The sequence below is a fragment of the Micromonospora rosaria genome (assembly GCF_001567585.1).
In the GTDB taxonomy this organism is placed as follows: Bacteria; Actinomycetota; Actinomycetes; order Mycobacteriales; family Micromonosporaceae; genus Micromonospora; species Micromonospora rosaria.
In genome coordinates, this window is sequence record NZ_LRQV01000136.1 from 1 (window position 1) to 19,070 (window position 19,070).

Annotated in this window: 11 protein-coding genes; all 11 read right to left on the reverse strand. The window is 75.0% G+C overall.

What is annotated here, in order from left to right; genetic code table 11:
* The coding region (locus AWW66_RS26410; RefSeq protein ID WP_211272109.1) for a hypothetical protein at positions 1-394 on the reverse strand (394 nt) is incomplete at its 3' end.
* 3 nt (positions 395-397) lie between these two features.
* A complete protein-coding gene (locus tag AWW66_RS26415; RefSeq protein ID WP_067371645.1) occupies positions 398-658 on the reverse strand; it encodes an acyl carrier protein in 261 nt (86 codons plus the stop codon).
* Positions 659-705: 47 nt separating this feature from the next.
* Complete coding sequence (locus tag AWW66_RS26420) at positions 706-1,974, reverse strand: alanine racemase (protein ID WP_067371648.1); 1,269 nt, start codon at positions 1,972-1,974, stop codon at positions 706-708.
* Positions 1,967-3,349, reverse strand: a complete 1,383-nt coding sequence (locus tag AWW66_RS26425; protein ID WP_067371651.1) for a preATP grasp domain-containing protein — start codon at positions 3,347-3,349, stop codon at positions 1,967-1,969. The genes AWW66_RS26420 and AWW66_RS26425 overlap by 8 nt, the downstream gene beginning before the upstream one ends.
* A gap of 70 nt (positions 3,350-3,419) precedes the next feature.
* Positions 3,420-4,349, reverse strand: a complete 930-nt coding sequence (locus tag AWW66_RS26430; RefSeq protein WP_067371654.1) for a 3-oxoacyl-[acyl-carrier-protein] synthase III C-terminal domain-containing protein — start codon at positions 4,347-4,349, stop codon at positions 3,420-3,422.
* Entirely contained in the window at positions 4,346-5,671 is a 1,326-nt protein-coding gene (locus AWW66_RS26435) for a glutamate synthase-related protein (RefSeq protein WP_067371657.1), read from the reverse strand. The genes AWW66_RS26430 and AWW66_RS26435 overlap by 4 nt, the downstream gene beginning before the upstream one ends.
* The gene (locus AWW66_RS26440) at positions 5,668-6,678 is read right to left on the reverse strand and encodes an asparagine synthetase A (protein WP_067371659.1); all 1,011 of its coding nucleotides are present in this window, start codon (positions 6,676-6,678) and stop codon (positions 5,668-5,670) included. Before AWW66_RS26440 ends, AWW66_RS26435 begins: the two co-directional genes overlap by 4 nt.
* A gap of 14 nt (positions 6,679-6,692) precedes the next feature.
* A complete protein-coding gene (locus tag AWW66_RS26445) occupies positions 6,693-7,973 on the reverse strand; it encodes a methylaspartate mutase (protein WP_067371663.1) in 1,281 nt (426 codons plus the stop codon).
* A complete protein-coding gene (locus AWW66_RS26450) occupies positions 7,970-8,419 on the reverse strand; it encodes a cobalamin B12-binding domain-containing protein (protein WP_067371666.1) in 450 nt (149 codons plus the stop codon). Before AWW66_RS26450 ends, AWW66_RS26445 begins: the two co-directional genes overlap by 4 nt.
* A 260-nt stretch (positions 8,420-8,679) precedes the next feature.
* A complete protein-coding gene (locus AWW66_RS26455; protein ID WP_067371669.1) occupies positions 8,680-8,886 on the reverse strand; it encodes an MbtH family protein in 207 nt (68 codons plus the stop codon).
* A 3-nt stretch (positions 8,887-8,889) separates the two neighbouring features.
* Positions 8,890-19,059, reverse strand: a complete 10,170-nt coding sequence (locus tag AWW66_RS26460) for a non-ribosomal peptide synthetase (RefSeq protein WP_083978983.1) — start codon at positions 19,057-19,059, stop codon at positions 8,890-8,892.
* Between the last annotated feature and the right edge of the window lie 11 nt (positions 19,060-19,070).

The window sequence follows — 19,070 nt, forward strand, 5'->3', positions numbered from 1 at the left end:
CGGCGACGCCCTGCTCGGAGATCCCCATCATCATCGGGTCGCCGGGCAGGAGCTCGGCGAGCAGGCTGCCGGGGAAGCTCTGGTGCCGGCAGTCCGGGCTGGCGTCGACGGTGAGCACCAGGTCGACGTCGGCCAGCGCCGGGCCGAGCGTGTCGACCACGGTGCGGACCATGTGGTGGTAGCTGACCTTGGGGCCGTCGGTGAGCCAGGAGCGGTCGGCGAAGGTGCCGTAGAGCGACTCCATGTGGTCGAGGAAGGCCGCGAGTTCGTCGGCGACGGGCGGCGGGCCCGCCTCGGTGAAGGTGAACGGGACGATGCGTTCGAGGGCCGGTCCGGCCGCGTCACCTGGCGCGGCCAGACCGGTGGGCTCCCCGAGCCGCCGCAGGACCGGCACCGGTCAGCGGCTCTCTGCGATGAAGGCGGCCAGCGAGCCGACGGTCTCCAGGTGGCTCTGCTCCAGGCCCTCCGGGTCGACCTGCATGTCGAGGGCGTCCTCCAGGGCCATCAGCAGGCCGAGCACGCTGGTGGAGTCCAGGCTCAGGTCGTCGAAGAGGCGGGTCTGCTCGGTGACGTCGGTGAGCTCCTGGCCGAGCACCTCCTCGAGGGCGGTGACGATGGCGGAGACGACCTGCTGGTCGGCGGCGACGGTGACGGACATGGGGGTTCCTGCCTTTCGGGGAAAGAGGGGTACGGGGACGGAGCGGATCAGTGGAAGTCGTGCAGGATCTGGGCGGCGAGCATGCTCTCCACGTCGTCGCGGGTCCGGATCAGCCGGGCCTCGCCGTCGTGGACCAGCACCTCGGCCGGGTAGCCGTGGCTGAGGAAGTGCACCGGGGAGGCGGTCGGCCCGTACGCGCCGGAGCGCTCGACCCCGACGACGTCGCCGGGGGCCAGGTCGGCCGGCAGCTCCACGGCCTTACCGATGGTGTCGTTGGGGGTGCAGAGCGGGCCGGTGACGTTCCACTTCACGCCCTCGGCGGCGCTGTCCCGGTTGAGCAGGCGCATCGGGAAGTTCCGCTTGACGAAGGAGCCGATGCCGACCGCGGCCATGTGGTGGTTGGTGCCGCCGTCGGCGACCGCGAACCGCTCCCCCATGGACTCCTTGACGTAGCGGACCTGCACCGCGTACGTGCCGCTGTGGCCGACCAGGTACCGGCCCAGCTCCATGACGAGGCGGGTGGCCGGGTACCGGTCGTGGAACCGGGTGAAGATCGGGTTGAGCCGGTCGGCCAGCGCGGCCACGTCGAGGTCGCGCTCGCCGGGGAAGTACGCCACGCCGAGGCCGCCCCCGACGTCGACCACCTCCAGCGGCACCCCCAGGTGCGCGCCGAGGCGCTCGGCCAGCTCCAGGATCCGCTCGGTGTTCGCGGCGATCATGTCCTCGTCGAGGAACCGGGTGCCCATGTACGCCTGGAAGCCGACCAGCCGCACGTGGCGGTGCCGGGTGGCCAGGTCGTCGGCGGCCAGCAGGGCGGCCTCGTCGATGCCGAACTGGCGGGGCTTGCCGCCCATGGTCAGGCCGCTGCCCTTGACCGCGAAGCTCGGGTTGACCCGCAGCACCACCCGGGCGGTGGTGGCCAGCCCCTCGGCCAGCTCGTCGATGAGCGCCAGCTCCCCGAAGGACTCGCAGATGAGGGTGATCTCCTCCTTGAGGCAGGCGGCGATCTCGTAGTGGCTCTTGCCCGGCCCGAGGAACATGATCTGCTCGGCCGGCACCCCGGCCCGCTGGGCGGTGACCAGCTCGGTCAGCGAGGAGACCTCGGCGCGGGCGCCCAGCGAGTGCAGCAGCGCGCAGATGCTGACGTTCGGGTTGGCCTTGAGCGAGTAGAACATCTCCACCGCCGGGTGCAGCCGGTCGCGCAGCCCGCGGAACTGCTCGGTGATCCGGGCCCCGTCGTAGACGTACAGCGGGGTGCCGAAGCGCTCGACCAGTTCGCTGACCGGTACGGTGCCCACCGAGGTCGACTCAGACATTGACGGTCTCCTTCCGCACGGTCCGTGCGATGGCGTGGTCCAGGTCGGCCAGCTCCGCCTCGGAGCCGGCCAGCAGCAGGCCGTACAGGCGCCCGGCGTACGGCCGGGGGTCGTCCGGGCCGGGCGCGGCGGCGTTGACGGTGGCGAAGTTGTTGACCAGCAGGCCGCTGCCGCCCCCGGTGGTCAGCAGCAGGTCGCCGAGCTGGTCGCGCAGGTCGGCGAAGCCGACCGGGCCGGTGAGGGTCAGGTCGTACTGCCGGGCCAGGGCCACCGTCCCCGGGCCCATGAACCGCTCCTGCAGGCCGGTCTGGTAGGTCGACATGTTGTTCCGGGCGTTGATCTCCAGCACCGGCAGCAGGCCGCCGTCGCCGGTGGTGATGGCGTCCACCCCGACGATGCCGTGGAAGCCGTCGGCGGCCAGTCGCCGGCCGAGCCGGTCGGCGGTCTCCACGAGCTGCGCGGTGTGCGCGGCGCTGATCCGGGCCGGAATCCGGTGTCCCTTGTGGACTCCGTTCTCGGTGAGCGCCTCCTTGACGAAGTCGAAGCGCACGGAGCCGTCCCGCCCGACGGTGAAGTGGTAGTTGAGGTCGAGCGCCTTGTCCGCCCACTCCTCCAGGACCAGGGCGATGCGCTGGTCGCCGGTCTTCTCCGCGCGGCGGGTGACCATCCGCACGAGCTGGTCCAGCCGGCGCGGGTCCTCGACGACCACGATGCCCTTGCCGGAGACCCCGTACGCGTCCTTGACGCCGACCCTGCGCCCGGCGGCGACCGACCGGGCGGCCTCCTTCGCGGCCTCGGCGAACTCGGCGACGGTCTCGCACTCCCAGCCGACGGCGAGCGGCAGGCCCAGGTCCCGGGCGACCCGGCGGCTGTACACCTTGCTGTTGACCGCCTTGACCACCGGCACCGGCGGCAGCGAAGGGGCCAGCCCGGTCGCCTCGCACAGCCGCGCCTCCAGGGTGGACATGCCGTGCGGCAGCAGGTGCGCCCCGGTGCCGGCCAGGTCCCGCAGCGCCGCCTGGAGCCGGGGCGAGCGCAGCGCGTCCTCGCTGACCGTGGCGGCCGGGTCGGACTGGTCGGTGACCAGGATCGTCGGCAACGCGATGCCGAGGTCGGTCAGGTAGGCCAGGTAGTCGGGGTCCGGGGCGGACTTGAGCACGACGTGGTCACCGGGGCCGGCGAGCAGCACGGCGAACTCGTCCATCCGGTTCACGATCGCGGTGGAGGCACGCCCGCCGACGGTCGGCAGGCCCACCTCGTCCCGGGCCCACTCGTCCTCGACCTCGAAGTTGCCGAGCAGCACGAACGGGGTGTCGGCGGAGCCGGTGCAGGCGCTCTTCACGCCGGCGAGGAAGCTCGGGTACGGCGGTGCCATGGTGTTCCCTTCTGGTCGACCCGGCGCGGGTCGGGGCGGTCGTGGGTCGACCCGGCGCGGGTCGGGGTGGTCAGTGGCGCAGGACGGCGGCGGAGAAGGTCGCGCCGAGCCCGACGGCGGCCATCAGGTACAGGTCGCCGGGGCGGAGCCGGCCGGCCCGGCGGGCGTGCACGTGGTTGATGAACGGGTCGGCGGTGAAGCAGTGCCCGGTGACCGGGATGTTGTCCAGGAAGACCCGCTCCAGCGGGATGTCGAGCAGTTGGCAGGTCCACGACCAGGAGAGCCGGTTGACGTTGTGCGGCAGGATCAGCGCCAGGTCCTCGACGCCGACCCCGGCCGCCGTGGCGGCGTCCCGGATCACGTCGGCGAGCACCTCGTTGTGCTCCTTGAGGAAGCGCGAATCCAGCGCCTGCGGGGGGAACTGCTCGGCGTACCGGCCGAGGGTGCGGGTGGCGTAGCCGAGCAGCCGGTCCCGGTCCCCGCCGGGGGCGACCAGGCAGGCGGCGGTGGACTCCCCCATCACCGTGCTCTCCGGGATGATCTGGAGGGTCGGGTTGAAGACCTTCTCCCCGGTGAGCACCAGCGCCAGCGCGTCGGGGTCGCCGTCGGCGGCCAGCAGTTGCCCGGCGAGGTCCACCCCGAGCAGGCCGGTGGCGCAGGCGTGCTGGGTGAGGGTGAAGGCGACCGCGTTCGGCAGGCCGAGCGCGGCGCAGACGTCCTCCAGCGGGCGCTCCCCGGCGGGGGTGACGGTGGTGACGGTCCGGGCCAGGATCACGTACCGGACCCGGTGCTCGTTGCCGCGCAGCTCGCTCAGCGACTCCACGGCGGCGGTCAGCGTCGCGCGCAGGTCCCGGTCCGGGTCCCGGCGCACCGACTCCAGCCCGTAGAAGCGGCGGAACGTCCACAGCAGTCGGGGTGGGGCGTCGACGGCGGCGCAGATGTCACCGACGTCCACGCTCAGCTCGGGCAGGTGGCACCCGACGTCCAGCAGGGCGGTCACGCGCGTCCTCCGATCCGGTCGGTACGGCTGTCCACGGTGGGGCCGGCGGGAGCGGCGGGGGCCGCCGTGGTGGTCGGGGTGCCCGGCCACCACAGGTCGTCCGGGGTGAGCGCGTCGACGGTGTACCGGCCCAGCGCGCTGATCAGGAGCTGGGCCTCCAGGGCCAGCGCCCGCACCAGCCGGACCAGGCCCGACTCGGCGTCGGTGTCGACCGCGAGCAGCGCGGCCCGGCCCAGGCCGACGGCGGTGGCGCCGAGCGCCAGCGCCTTCACCGCCCGGCCGCCCTCCCAGATCCGGCCACTGGCCAGCAGGCAGCCCTCGGGGCGGCCGATCCGGCGCAGGCACTCGCCCAGCGGCAGCCCGACCTGGTCGAGGAAGGCCCGGGGGGCCCAGCCGGTGCCGCCCTGCGCCCCGTCGACGGTCACCGCGTCCGCGCCGGCCCGCCAGGCGGTGGCGGCGGCGTGGGCGACGTCCCGGCCGGGGTGGAACTTCACCCACACGCGGGCGCGGGGGAAGTTGTTGCGCATGAAGCGCACCTGCTGGCGGACGATCTCCTCGGTGAAGGTGCCCGGGCTGGCGCAGCGCAGCCACCCGCCGCCGCCGAGCACGTCCCGCACGGCGAACCGGTCGGCCAGCCGGGCCGCGTCGGCGGCGTCGACCACCGTCATCCCGCCCAGCCCCGGCTTGGCGCCCTGGCCGAGCTTCAGCTCGAATCCCAGCCGGCCGGAGTCGACCAGGTCCCGCACCGACGGGTCGCTGTAGACGAGGTTCCACACCTCCGAGTCGGCGTCCTCGGTGCTCTGCTGCACCACCACGCCGCCTGCGTCCGGCGGGCACTGCTCGGCGTAGGCCCGCAGCCGGGCCAGGATCGACGCGCCGGCCCCGTCGGCGGCCCGCCGGTACCCGCCCACCGGGACCAGGTTCTCCCCGATCACCATCGGGACGCCGAGCCGGCCGGCCTGGCGGCTGGCGGCGAGCCCGGCGTCGCCGGCGGCGATCCGGGTCGAGCCGAACGCGCTGACGTAGACCGGCAGCGGGGACCGGAACCCGCCGACGGTGGTGGCCAGGTCCACGTCGTCGTGGACCGGCTCCCGGGCCAGCTCGATCAGCTTCTCCAGCCGTTGCGGCACGAAGACCGGCGGGACCAGCCGGGCGGCGTCCAGGTCGTCGAGGAGGCGGGGGTCGACCGGCTCGGCGTCGTCGCCCGCGCCGAAGAGCTGGGCCCCGTAGCGGTCGGCCGGGGGGAAGACCTCGGCGGTGCCGTGCCGGGCGCGGGCCCGGACCTGCCGTTCGGGGAAGCCGGGGGCGCGTACGCCGGTCACGGGGCCACCACCCCGGGCAGCTTCGGGTACGCGCTGACCTGCCAGAGGGCGTCCAGCCCGGTGAGGAAGCGGACCAGCCGCTGCACCCCCATGCCGAACCCGGCGCTGGTCGGGATGCCCTCCCGGGCCAGCTTCAGGTACCAGTCGTACTTGGCCGGGTTCTCGCCGCTCTCCCGCATCCGGGTGACGATGGTGGCGTAGTCCGCCTCCCGCTCGCTGCCGCTGACCAGTTCCCCGTACCCGCCGTGGGCGATCAGGTCGAAGTTGCGCAGCACCCCGGGCCGGTCCGGGTCCTCCCGGTCGTAGAAGCCCCGGGAGCCCTTCGGGTAGTCGGTGACGAAGAACGGCCGGTCCGCCTCCCGGGAGAGCGTCTCCTCCCCCACCCAGTCGATCTCGGCGTCGGCGCTCTGCGGGTGCCCGCCGCCGCGCAGCCGGTCGACCGCCTCGGCGTGGGTGCAGGTGTCGAACTTGCCGGTCAGCAGCTCGGTGAAGGCCAGCGGGTCGCGGCCCAGCCCGGCCAGCACGTCGGGCACGGTATCCAGCACGTGCCGGACCACGTGGGTGAGCAGCCCGGCCGCGACCTCCATCGCCTCGTCCCGGGACGCGCCGGCCAGCTCCACGTCGATCTGGTGGAACTCCACCAGGTGCCGGCCGGTCCCGGCGGTCTCCGGCGGCTCCACCCGCACGTTCGGGGCGATGTAGAAGAGCCGGTCGAAGCCGCGCAGGGACGCCTGCTTGTAGAGGATCGCGCTGGTCATCAGCTTGTACGGCTGGCCGTAGTAGTCCACGTCCAGCGCCTTGGCGCCCCGCCCGCCGGGATCGGTGACCGGGCCGACCAGCGGCGGCAGCAGTTCCGTGCAGCCCTGGCCACGCAGGTACTCCCGCGCCGCGTACAGCGCCTCCTGCTGCACCGCCATCGCGGCCCTGGTCGTCGGCGCGGCCAGGTGCTCGCCGAGCGGCACCGGCCGGGGCGCCGGGCCGTCTGGCTGGTGGTCCGTGTGGTGCATCTCGCCTCCCGGGCTCATTGGTCGTACGTGCGTGCGACGGTGTGCAGGGCGGACAGCAGGCGCGCCGACGACATCGCCGGCTGCTGGGCGGACGCCGTGGCGGTGATCGGCATCCGGCCGACCGCCGACCAGCGCAGCCGGCCGGCGTCGTCGATGAAGCTGCGGGACCGGCCGGCGTTGTCCGGGTGCAGGCACCACGGGACGTCCAGGTAGCCCCGGCGGAACGCGGCGTGCAGGGCCCGGCCCGGGTCGTCGTCGAGGTCGAGCACCGCCTCGACGAGCCGGCGGGCCTCCCGGTAGACGCTCTCCTCGCCGGCCGGGTCCACCCCGGGGTCGGTGACCGACGCGGCGGCGGCGGCCGTCTCCAGGGCCTCGACGTTCTCCGCGACGGTGGGGATCCGGTGCGCCTCGGCGACGGTCTTGACGATCAGCCGCTGCGCGCCGGCCCGGACCGCCAGGTCGGCGGAGGCGGCCAGCAGCCGCCGGGCGCCCCGCGCGGTGGTGGGGAAGGTCCCCATGTACGTGTAGAGGACCACGTGCCGGTCCACGGTGGCCGGCAGGAACTCGGCGGCCAGCCGGTGCAGCGCCCGGATCGCCTCGGTGTCCTGGTCTGGGTCGGTCTGCTGGGCGTAGCTCAGCGACACGCTGGTGATGCCGTGCCGGGCGAAGAACAGCCCCTCCAGCAGGCTCACCGCGACCAGCAGGCCGGGCGGGCAGAGCTGCCCGAGCAGGCAGCCGCCGAAGCTCTCCAGGTGCGCGGTGCCCGGGGCCAACTCGGCCAGGAGTTCGCTGGCCCGCGCCCAGTTGCGCACCGACTCCCGCAGCGGCGTGCGGCCGTACGGCAGGCAGTAGGAGACCGGGCCGCCCTCGGTGGCGTGCAGGCCGGCGGCGGCGAGCGCCCGGATGATCGGCTCCGGCTGGGAGGACCCGTGCCGGACCTGGACCGGGAAGGACTCGTCGTGCACCCCGGCGAGCAGGGTCCGGGTGGTCTCCACCGGGTACGCCACGATCGGGTACCCGTTGAGCGGGGTGCCCTCGACCAGCGCCCGGTGGGCCGCGTCGTACGCGCCGACCCGGGTGTAGCTGTCGATGGTGACCGTACCGACCGTGGTGGCCGCGGCGAACCGGGTGCGCTCCAGCCCGGCGCGCATCCGCCGCAGGTCGCTGAAGCCCATCCGGGGCTGGACGACCAGCCGGCCGGCGCGGGCGGCGTCGGCGACGAACCGGCCGAAGGACCCCTCGGGCGCCGCCGGCCGGACGGTCCGCTCCGCCGCGCCGAGGACCCCGGCGCTCACGCCGGCCGTCCCACCATGGTCGACGCCCCCGCCGGCAGGTCGGCCAGGAACCGTTGGAAGGCGAGCAGGTCACCGTCGTCGAAGACCGCGTCGAAGCCGGCGGCGCGCAGCCGGGCGGCCCGGTCGGCTTCGTCCCGGCCGTCGAGGCCGAGCTTGCCGCCGATCACCATCGGGACGCCGGCCAGCTCGGGCTCGGCGCGCAGCCGGGTGACGGCGCTGAGCCCGTCGACGTAGCCGTGCCCGTTGACGCTGCTGACCACCACCAGGTCCGGGGCCTCGATCCGGCAGCGCCGCACGAGCAGGTCGTCCGGGACGCAGGGGCCGAGGTTGACGACCTGGTGCCCCAGTTCCTCGACGAACAGTTCGAGGAAGACCAGGTTCCAGGTGTGCGAATCCGAGACGGTACCGGTCAGCAGAACTTTTCCAACGCCTTGCGAGTGCGCCATCGCGGCTCTCCGGTGAGAAATGGGGACGCCCGTTCCGGAAGCGGTTCTCCGCTCCCGGCGGTTCCGTTTTGCACAGCTCGAATATAGGAGCGGGGCGGGGCCGCAGCCGGAAGTTACGGGGGCAGGAAGGCGGGCAGTAGCGGCGGCTTCGCGCCGCCGGTCACCGGGTCGACGCCGCCGGCGCAGCGGGGTGCGGCGGCGGCGGCCCGGACACGCCGACGGCCCCCCGCACCGGTGCGGGGGGCCGTTCTCAGCAGGGGTTACGCGTACTGGGCGACGAGGCTGCGCGGGCGGATGTCGGTCCAGTCGCGCTCGATCTGCGCCAGGCACTCGGGGCGGCTGGCCGGGCCGAGGACGCTGCGCCAGCCGGCCGGCACCGCGGCGAAGGCGGGCCAGAGGCTGTGCTGCCCCTCGTCGTTGACCAGGACCAGGAACGTGCCGTTCTCGTCCTCGAACGGATTCACCATTTCTCAGCTCCTTTTCTCGGTGGGGTCGTGCGCTTCGGTTCCTTCGGTGGGGTCGTGCGTCTCGGCGCGCGGCGGCGCCAGTTTTCCGGCGAGGATGCCGCCGATCTCGGTGAGCGGTTCCCGTTCGGTCATCCGCAGGTGGGTGGTGTCGATGTCGTGGCAGACCAGGTCGCCGTGCACGTGGTCGGCCCACAGCTTGGGGGTCAGCGGCCCGTCGCCGCCGGACCGGTTGGCGGAGAAGAACAGCAGGTCACCGGTGAACAGCGCCGGCCGGTACGCGGCCATCAGGTCCGCGTGGTTGACCGCCGCCGCCACCAGGGCGTGCACCTCCGCCTCGGTGAACCCGGCCAGCACCGGGTCGCGGCGCCGCAGCACCTCGACCACGACCTGCGGGTCGTACCGGTCGCCGACGCCCTCGGGGCCGTCCCCGTCGCCCTCCTCGCCGAGGAGCATCCGCATCGTCTCCCGGTCGGTACGCGGTCGGGCGGCGTCCTCCTCGGCGACCGGGTAGGCGTCCATCATGGCCAGCAGCTCCACCTCCGCACCGGCCTGTTGCAGCCGGGTCGCCATGGCGTGCGCGACGATCCCGCCGAACGACCAGCCGAGCAGCCGGTACGGGCCCTCCGGCTGGATCCGCCGGACCTCGGTCAGGTAGTCGTCGGCCATCTCCTCGACGCTGGCCGCCCGGTACCCCGGGGTGGCCAGGGCACGGGTCTGCAACCCGTACACCGGCTGGTCGGGGCCGAGGTGCTGGGTGAGCCCGGCGTACGACCAGCTCATCCCGGCGCCGGGGTGCACGCAGAACAGCGGGCGGCGGCTGCCCTCGGCGCGCAGCGGCAGGAGCACCCCGAGCGCCGAGCCGGTGTCCTGCCCACCGGCCAGGCCGGCGACGGTGGGGTGCTGGAACAGGTCCCGGACCGCCCGGTCGAGGCCGAGGACGGTGCGGAGCCGGCTGACCAGGCGGGTGGCCAGCAGGGAGTGTCCGCCGAGGTCGAAGAAGTTGTCGTCGACGCCCACCCGCTCGACGCCGAGAACCTCCGCGAACAGCTCGCACATCCGCTGCTCGACCGGGGTGCGCGGGCCCCGCCCGCTGGTGCCGCCGTGGGTGGGCGCCGGCAGGGCCCGCCGGTCGAGCTTGCCGTTGACGGTGACCGGCAGCCGGTCCAGCAGCACCACCGCCGAGGGGACCATGTACCCGGGCAGGCTCGCCGCGGCGGTGGCCCGCACCTCGGCCTCGTCGAGCCGCGCCCCGTCCGCCGGCACCAGGTACGCGACCAGGCGCTTGTCGCCGGGGCGGTCCTCGCGGACCACGACGGCGACCTGGCCGACGCCGGGGTGCCGGCCGAGCACCGCCTCGATCTCGACCGGTTCGATGCGGAAGCCCCGGATCTTGACCTGCCCGTCCGCCCGGCCGACGAAGCGCAGCTCACCGCCGCTGGTCCAGGCGACCAGGTCGCCGGTGCGGTACATCCGGCCGCCGGCCGGGTCGAACGGGTCGGCGACGAACCGTTCGGCGGTCAGCGCCGGGCGGCCGAGGTAGCCCCGGGCGACCTGCGCCCCGGCCAGGTACAGCTCGCCGGTGCCACCGAGCGGGACCGGGGCGAGCCGGTCGTCGAGGACGTAGGCGCGGGTGTTGTCCAGCACCCGGCCCAGGTGCACCCCGGTGAACTGCCGGTCGGTGGTCTCGAAGCGCTGGTGGTGGGAGGCGAAGGTGGTCTCGGTCGGGCCGTAGCTGTGCACCAGGACGGTCTGCGGGCAGTGCTCCAGCACCCGCCGGACGGCCGCCGGGGAGGCGACGTCGCCGCCGGTCCAGACCTCGCGGAGCCGGGCCAGGGTGGTCAGCCCCTCGTCGGCGAGCACGTGGAACAGGCCCATCGTGAAGTACGCGGCGGTGACGTCGTACCGCTCGATGACCCGGGACAGCTCCGCCAGGTCCGCGCCGTCGCCCTCGGCCACCACGAGTTCCCCGCCGCGCAGCAGCGGCACCCACAGTTCGTAGGTGGAGGAGTCGAAGCCGTACGCGGAGTGCACCAGCATCCGGCGGTGGTGGTCGGGGTTCCAGCACCGGTCGGCGACGAGTTCCCGCACGTTGCGGTGGGTCACCCCGACGCCCTTGGGGCGGCCGGTGGAGCCGGAGGTGAACATGACGTACATCAGCGCGTCGTCGCCGAGCGGCAGGTCCGGGTCGGTGTCGGGGCCGTCGTCGGGTACCGCGAAGGGCACGACCCGGACGCCCTCGGCCCGCTCGGCCCGCGCCACCTCGCCGTCGGCGGTGTCGGCGTCGGTGAGCAGGACCCGCGCGGCGGAGTCGGCGACGATCATCCGGACCCGGGCGGCGGGCAGCGTGGTGCCGACCGGGACGTACGCGGCGCCGCACTTGAGCACCGCCAGGGTGGCCACGACGAGGTCGGCGCCGTGGCGCATCAGCACCCCGACCGTCGACTGCGGGGTGACCCCGGCGGCGATCAGCCGGTGGGCCAGCCGGTTGGCCCGGCGGTCGACCTCGGCGTAGCTGAGCCGCGAGTCGCCGGCGGTGACCGCCGGGGCGTGCGGGGTGCGCCGGACCTGCGCCTGGAACGCCTCGTGCACGGTGCCCCGGGTCGGGGCGACGGTGCTGTCGTTGAGCTGGTGCAGCAGCCGGTGGCGTTCGGCGGGGTCGAGCAGGTCGACCGCGCCGACGCGCTGGCCGGGGTCGGCGGTGACGGCGCGCAGCAGCCGGGCCAGCCGCTCGGCCAGCAGCCGGGCGGTGCCGGCGTCGAAGAGGTCGGTGGCGTACTCCAGCACTCCGGCGAGCCCGGCGTCGCCGGGGCGCTCGTGGACGGACAGGGTGAGGTCGAACTTGACCGTGCCGGTGTCGAAGGGGACCTCGGTGCCGGCCAGCGGCGACCCGGTGGGGTCGGCCTCGGCGTTGTTCTGCACCAGCAGCATCACCTGGAACAGCGGGTGGTACGCGGTGGAGCGGGCCGGGTTCAGCTCCTCGACGAGGCGCTCGAAGGGCAGGTCCTGGTGGTCGTAGGCGGCCAGGTCGGCGTCCCGGACCCGGGTGAGCAGGTCGGCGAAGGTGGGGTCACCGGAGACGTCGGTGCGCAGCACCAGCGTGTTGACGAAGAACCCGACCAGGTCGTCCAGGGCGTCGTCGCCCCGGCCGGCGACCACCGTGCCGATCGGCACGTCGGTGCCCGCGCCGAGGCGGGACAGCAGCACCGCCAGGGCCGACTGGAGCACCATGAACAGGGTCGCGCCGTGGTCGCGGGCCAGTCGCAGCACCCCGGCGTGGGTCGCCGGGTCCAGGGTGAACGGGACGACATCGCCGCGCTGGCTGGCCACCGCCGGGCGGGGCCGGTCGGCGGGCAGCTCCAGCACCTGCGGGGCCCCGGCCAGCGCGGACCGCCAGAAGCCGAGCTGCCGGGCGAGCAGGCTGCCCGGGTCGGCCGCGTCGCCGAGCAGGTCCCGCTGCCAGCGGGTGTAGTCGGCGTACTGCACCGGCAGGGGTGTCCACTCGGGGGCGTGCCCGGCCGCGCGGGCCGTGTAGGCGGTGGAGAGGTCGCGCAGCAGCGGACCCATCGACCAGCCGTCCCCGGCGATGTGGTGCACCAGCACCACCAGCACCTGCCCGCCGCCGTCGACCCGCAGCAGCCAGAGCCGGACCGGGATCTCGGTGGCCAGGTCGACGACGTACCCGGCCGCCGCGTCGATCGCCGCGGGTACGGCCCCGGCGGCGACGTCCCGGACGGTGACCTCGGGTTCGGCGTGGTCGAGGACCACCTGGAAGGGCTCCCCGTCGACGGCCCGGTAGACGGTCCGCAGCACCTCGTGCCGGTCGGCCACGTCGGCCAGGGCCCGGCGGAGGACGTCCGGGTCGAGGTCGTGGTCCAGTCGCAGCGCGACCGGGATGTTGTAGACCGCGCTCGGCCCGGTCAGCTCGTCGAGGAACCAGAGCCGGTGCTGGGCGAAGGAGAGCGGCACCGGGGCCGGCGTGCCGTCCGGGCCGACGGCCGGCGCGGTCCGGGTCAGGGCGGGGCGGGCGGCCGTCCCGGCGCCCCGGCCGACCCGCCGTTCCAGGTCGGCGGGGGTGGGGGCGAGGAAGAGGTCCCGGACGCCGAGCTCCACGCCCCGGACGGTGCGGACCCGGTTGACCAGCTTGGCGGCGAGCAGGGAGTGCCCGCCGAGGGCGAAGAAGTCGTCGTCCACGCCGACCCGGTCGACGCCGAGGACCTCGCCGAACAGGTCGCACATCACCTGCTCGCCGGGGGTCCGGGGGGCCCGGCCGCCGGTGGTCGTGGCGTGCCGGGGGGCGGGCAGGGCGGCCCGGTCGAGCTTGCCGTTGCCGGTGAGCGGCAGCCGGTCCAGCACCACGAACGCCGCCGGCACCATGTGCGCGGGCAGCGCCTCGGCGGCGGCCCGGCGGACGTCCTCGACCACGATCTCGCCGCCCGTCCCGGCCGGGACCAGGTACGCCACGAGGCGCTTGTCGCCGGGGCGGTCCTCCCGGACGACCACGGCCACCCCGCCGACCCCCGGGTGCCGGCCGAGGACGGCGGCAACCTCGCCCGGCTCGATCCGGAAGCCCCGGATCTTCACCTGGTCGTCGGCGCGGCCGAGCAGTTCCACCACCCCGTCCCGGGTCCACCGGGCCAGGTCGCCGGTGCGGTACATCCGGGACCCGGCGGGGCCGTACGGGTCGGCCACAAAGGCGGCGGCGGTGGTGCCGGCCCGGTTCAGGTACCCGTCGGCCAGGCCGGTGCCGGCGACGTACAGCTCACCGGTGACCCCGACCGGGACCGGGCGCAGCCGCTCGTCGAGCACGTAGCTGCGGCGGTTGGTCAGGGGCGCGCCGACCGGGACGGGGGCCCCGGTCGGCGGGGTGTCGATCGGGTGGCAGTGGGTGAAGATCATGCTCTCCACCGGCCCGTACCCGTGGACCAGGCGCAGGTGGGGGAAGCGGCGGCGGGCCCGCGCCAGGTGTTCCACCGACGGCGGCTCGCCGCCGGTGACGACCTGGGCGACCGCGCCGATGGTCTCCGGGTACTCGTCGAGCATCAGGTTGAACAGGCCGGCGGAGAGCCAGAGGGTGCTGGCCCGGTGGGCGGCGACGAGGTCGGCGATCCGGGCCGGCTCGGGCCGCTGTCCCGGCTGGAGCACGCAGGTCGCCCCGGCCAGCAGCGCGCCCCAGAACTCCAGCGCGAAGGCGTCCCACGAGACCGGGGCGGACTGCACCCACACCTGGTCCGGGCCGAAGTCGACGAAGTCCTGGCCGGTGAGGGTGCCGACGATGGCCCGGTGGGCGGCGAGGGCGCCCTTGGGGCGGCCGGTGGAGCCGGAGGTGAACATCACGCACGCCGGGTCGCCGGGGTCGCCGGGCAGGTGCAGCGGGTCGGTGGACTGGGCGTCCAGCGCCTCGGCCGCCGCGTCGAGCAGGACGGTCCGGTCGGGCCGGGCCGCGCCGAGCCGGTCGGCCAGCGCGGTGTCGGAGACCAGGGCGGTGACCGAGGCGTCGGTGACCAGGCCGGCCAGCCGGGCGTCGGGGAACTCCGGGTCGAGCAGGGCGTACGCGGCGCCGGCCTTGAGCACGGCGAGAACGGCGACGGCCATGGTCAGGCCCCGGTCCAGCAGGACGCCGACCACGTCGCCCCGGCGTACCCCGGTCGTCACCAGGTGCCGGGCGAGGCGGTTGGCCTCGGCGTCGAACTCCCCGTAGCTCATCGGCCGGCCGTCGCAGATCAGCGCGACCCGGTCGGGGGTGGCGGCGGCGTGCCGCTGCACCAGGTCGGTGACGCGCAGGTCGGGGCCGGGCGTGCCGGTGGTGTTGAAGACCCGCAGCACCTGGTCGCGGTCGGCGGCGGTGAGCAGGTCGAGGTCGCCGACCCGGGTCCCCGGCTCGGCGGTGACCGTGCCGAGCAGCCGGGCCAGGGACGCCGCGAGGCGGGTCACCGTCGCCGGGTCGAACAGGTCGGTGGCGTACTCCACCGCGCCGGTGATGCCGACCGGGGCGCCGGCCGGGTCGTGGTACTCCCGCACGGCGAGGGTGAGGTCGAACTTGGCCACCCCGGCCCGGAAGGCCAGCTCCTCGCCGGCCAGCGGGGACGCGGTCTCCGGTTCCCCGTCGCCACCGGCGTTCTGGAGCACCAGCATCACCTGCACCAGCGGGTGGTACGCGGTGGAGCGGGCCGGGTTCAGCTCCTCCACCAGCCGCTCGAAGGGGACGTCCTGGTGGTCGTAGGCGGCCAGGTCGGCGTCCCGGACCCGGGCCAGCAGCTCGGCGAAGGTCGGGTCACCGGAGACGTCGGTGCGCAGCACCAGGGTGTTGACGAAGAACCCGACCAGGTCGTCCAGGGCATCGTCGCCCCGGCCGGCGACCACGGTGCCGATCGGCACGTCCGTGCCGACGCCGTGCCGGGACAGCAGGACGGCCAGCGCGGACTGGAGCACCATGAACACCGTCGCGCCGTGCTCCTGGGCCAGCCGCAGCACCCCGGCGTGGGTCGCCGCGTCCACGGTGAACGGCACCACCTCGCCGCGCTGGCTGGCCACCGCCGGGCGGGGCCGGTCGGCGGGCAGCTCCAGCACCTGCGGGGCCCCGGCCAGCGCGGACCGCCAGAAGCCGAGCTGCCGGGCCAGCGGGCTGTCCGGGTCGGCCGCGTCACCGAGCAGGTCGCGCTGCCAGAGCGTGTAGTCGGCGTACTGCACCGGCAGCGGCGCCCAGCCGGGGGCGGTGCCGGCGGCGCGGGCCGCGTACGCCGCCGCGAGGTCGCGCAGCAGCGGACCCATCGACCAGCCGTCCCCGGCGATGTGGTGCACCAGCACCACCAGCACCTGCCCGCCGCCGTCGACCCGCAGCAGCCAGAGCCGGACCGGGATCTCGGTGGCCAGGTCGAAGACGTACCCGGCCGCCGCGTCCACCGCCGCCGGCAGTTCCCCGGCGGTGACGTCGCGGACGGTCAGCTCGGGGGCGGCCCGGTCGAGGATCCGCTGGTACGGCTCGCCGTCGACGGCCTGGTAGACGGTCCGCAGCACCTCGTGCCGCTGCACCACGTCGGCCAGGGCCCCGCCGAGCACCTCCGGGTCGAGGTCGCGCTCCAGCCGCAGCGCGACCGGGATGTTGTAGACCGCGCTCGGCCCGCCCAGCTCGGCGAGGAACCACAGCCGACGCTGCGCGAAGGACAGCGGGACCCGCTCCCCGGTGCGGGCCGCCGTCGCGGTCAGCTCCGGCCGCTCGCCGGCACCGGTCAGCTCGCCGATGCGCCGGTCCAGCCCGGTCGGGGTGGGGGCGAGGAAGAGGTCCCGGATGCCGACCTCCACCCCGAGGACCGAACGCATCCGGTTGACCAGCCGCACCCCGAGCATGGAGTGCCCGCCGAGGGCGAAGAAGTCGTCGGTGGCGGCCACCGTGGGCCGGCCGAGCACCTCGGCGAAGAGGCCGCGCAGCAGGTCGGTACGGGGCGAGTCGCCCCGGCCGGTGGCCACGGCGATGACGGTGGCGGCCCGGCTGCGGGTGGCGGCCCGGCGGTCGGCGAGGTCCTGCTGTTCGTCGGCGGTGAGCACGTCGAGGGCGGTGACGGGGGTGGCCGGGTCGGCGGCGGCGGCGCGCAGCAGGCGCAGGTACACGTCGAGCAGCAGCCGGGCGGTGGCCTCGTCGAACAGGTCGGTGGCGTACTGGAGCCACACGTCGACCTCGCCCGCTCCACCGGCGACGCAGGAGACGCTGAGGTCGAACTTGGCCTGGTCGAGGCCGGCGGGGGCGATCCGCCCGTCGAGGTCGAGGATGCGCAGCTCGTCGTCGGGAACGGCGGTGTCGACGGTGAGCATGACCTGGAAGAACGGGTGGTGGCCGAGGGACCGGGCCGGGTTGAGGCGTTCCACGACCAGGTCGAAGGGCACGTCCTCGTGGGCGTACGCGGCCAGGTCGGCGTCGCGGACCCGGGTGACCAGGTCGGCGAAGCCGGGGTCGCCGGTGAGGTCGGTCCGCAGCACGAGGGTGTTGACGAAGAACCCGATCAGGTCGTGCAGCGCCTCGTCGGAGCGCCCGGCGACGGGTGTGCCGATCGGCACGTCGGTGCCGGCGCCGACCCGGCTCAGGGCGGCGGCGAGGCCGGCGTGGAAGACCATGAAGGGGCTGGCCTGGTGGGTGTCGCAGAGGTCGCGCAGCCGGCGGTGGGTGGCGGCGTCGAGCCGGGCGTGCACCGAGGCGCCCCGATGGCTGGCCTCGGTGGGGCGGGGCCGGTCCAGGGGCAGGTCCAGCACCTGCGGCGAGCCGGCCAGTGCCTCCCGCCACCAGGCGAGCTGCCGGGTGAGCAGGCTGTCCGGGTCGGACTCCTCGCCCAGCAGGTCCCGCTGCCAGAGGGTGTAGTCGGCGTACTGCACGGGCAGGGGTTCCCAGGTCGGTGCGGCGCCGGCCCGCCGGCTGGCGTACCCGGTGGCGAGGTCGCGCAGCAGCGGGGCCATCGACCAGCCGTCGGTGGCGACGTGGTGCAGCAGCACCACCAGCACCGACCGGGCGGCGTCCACCACGAACAACCGCACCCGCACCGGCACGTCCACCGCGATGTCGAACGGCTCCCCCGCGAATCCCGACACCCGGGCGTCCACCTCGGCGGCGGCGCACTCCACCACCGACAGCTCCACCGGCGACCCGTCGAGGACCCGCTGCACCGGCTCGCCGTCCACCGACGGGAAGACCGTCCGCAGCACCTCGTGCCGCGCCACCACGTCCCGCACGGCGGCGGCCAGGGCCGTCCGGTCCGGCACCCCGGACAGCTCCACCACCACCGGCACGTTGTACGTCGCCGACGGGCCCTCCAGCCGGTTGAGGAACCAGAGGCGGCGCTGCGCGTAGGAGAGCGGCACCAGGGTCTCGCCGGGGGCGGGGCGGTACTCGGCGTGCTCGGTGGGGGCGGGGGTGTCGGCGCGCTGGGGCGACATGCCGCGCAGCAGGTTCCGGTCGATCTTGCCGGTGCTGGTCCGGGGCAGCGCCGGGACCAGGCTCACCACGCCGGGTACGGCGGGGGCGGGCAGGTGCGCGGCGAGGTGGCTGCGGGCCTGCTCGGCGGTGACGTCCCCGACGACGTAGGCGACCAGCCGCTTGACGCCGTCGCCGAGGTCCTGGGCGACGATCGCGGCCTGGCGGACGCCGGGGTGGGTGAGCAGCACCGACTCAACGGCGGCCGGGTCGATCCGGTGGCCGTTGATCTTGACCTCGTCGTCGACGCGGCCGAGGTAGCCGAGCTGGCCGTCGGCGCGCACCCGCACCAGGTCGCCGGTGCGGTAGGCGGGTTCGCCGTCGAGGGTGGTGAACCGGCGGGCGGTCAGCTCCGGGCGGCCCAGGTACCCGTCGGCGAGGCCCCCGCCGAGCAGCCACAGCTCCCCGTCGACCAGGGCGGCGCGGACGCCGGGCAGCGGCAGCCCGATCGGCACCTCGCCGCCGTCGTACCGGGAGAGGTCGGCGACCGTGGCCACCACCGTCGCCTCGGTCGGCCCGTACGTGTTGAGCAGCCGGACCCGGTCCCCGACGGCCCGCCGCCAGCGGGCCACCCGCTCGGGCAGCGCCGCCTCACCCCCGATGATCACGGTCCGCAGCCGTGGCGGCAGCTCGACCACCCCGGCGGAGAGCGCGTACGCCAGTTCGTGCCAGTACGCGGTGGGCAGGTCCAGGACGGTGACCCGGTGCGCGCGGACCCCGGCGAGCAGGGCCGGCACGTCGAGCATCTCCGCGTCGCGCAGCACCAGGGTGCCACCGGCGCAGAGGGTCACGAAGATCTCCTCGACGCTGGCGTCGAAGTGCAGCGGGGCGAACTGGAGCACCCGGTCGTCGGCGGTGACGCCGTACCGTCGGGTCGCGCCGGCCACGAAGTGCGCCAGCGCCGCCCGGCCGACGAGCACGCCGTTCGGGGTGCCGGTGGAGCCGGAGGTGTAGATGACGTACCCGGTGTCGGCGGGGACGACGGCGCCGGGCAGCACCACCTCGCCGCGCTCGCGGACCTCGGCAAGAGTTGGTGGGGTGCCGCCGGTGCAGGCGTCGGCGAGGATCGCCTCGTTGCGGGCGGTGGGGGCGTCCGGGTCCAGCGGCAGGTACGCCGCCCCGGTGCGCAGCACCGCCAGGATCGCCACGATCGCGTCGACGCCGCGCCGCCGGCAGACCGTCACCAGCCGGCCCGCCGTGGCGCCCTCGGCGCGCAGCCCGGCGGCCC

Coding starts and splice junctions, on each gene's coding strand:
- AWW66_RS26415 (WP_067371645.1), bottom strand. CDS start 658: ATGTCCGTCACCGTCGCCGCCGACCAGCAGGTCGTCTCCGCCATCGTC.
- AWW66_RS26425 (WP_067371651.1), bottom strand. CDS start 3,349: ATGGCACCGCCGTACCCGAGCTTCCTCGCCGGCGTGAAGAGCGCCTGC.
- AWW66_RS26440 (WP_067371659.1), bottom strand. CDS start 6,678: ATGCACCACACGGACCACCAGCCAGACGGCCCGGCGCCCCGGCCGGTG.
- AWW66_RS26455 (WP_067371669.1), bottom strand. CDS start 8,886: ATGGTGAATCCGTTCGAGGACGAGAACGGCACGTTCCTGGTCCTGGTC.
- AWW66_RS26420 (WP_067371648.1), bottom strand. CDS start 1,974: ATGTCTGAGTCGACCTCGGTGGGCACCGTACCGGTCAGCGAACTGGTC.
- AWW66_RS26450 (WP_067371666.1), bottom strand. CDS start 8,419: ATGGCGCACTCGCAAGGCGTTGGAAAAGTTCTGCTGACCGGTACCGTC.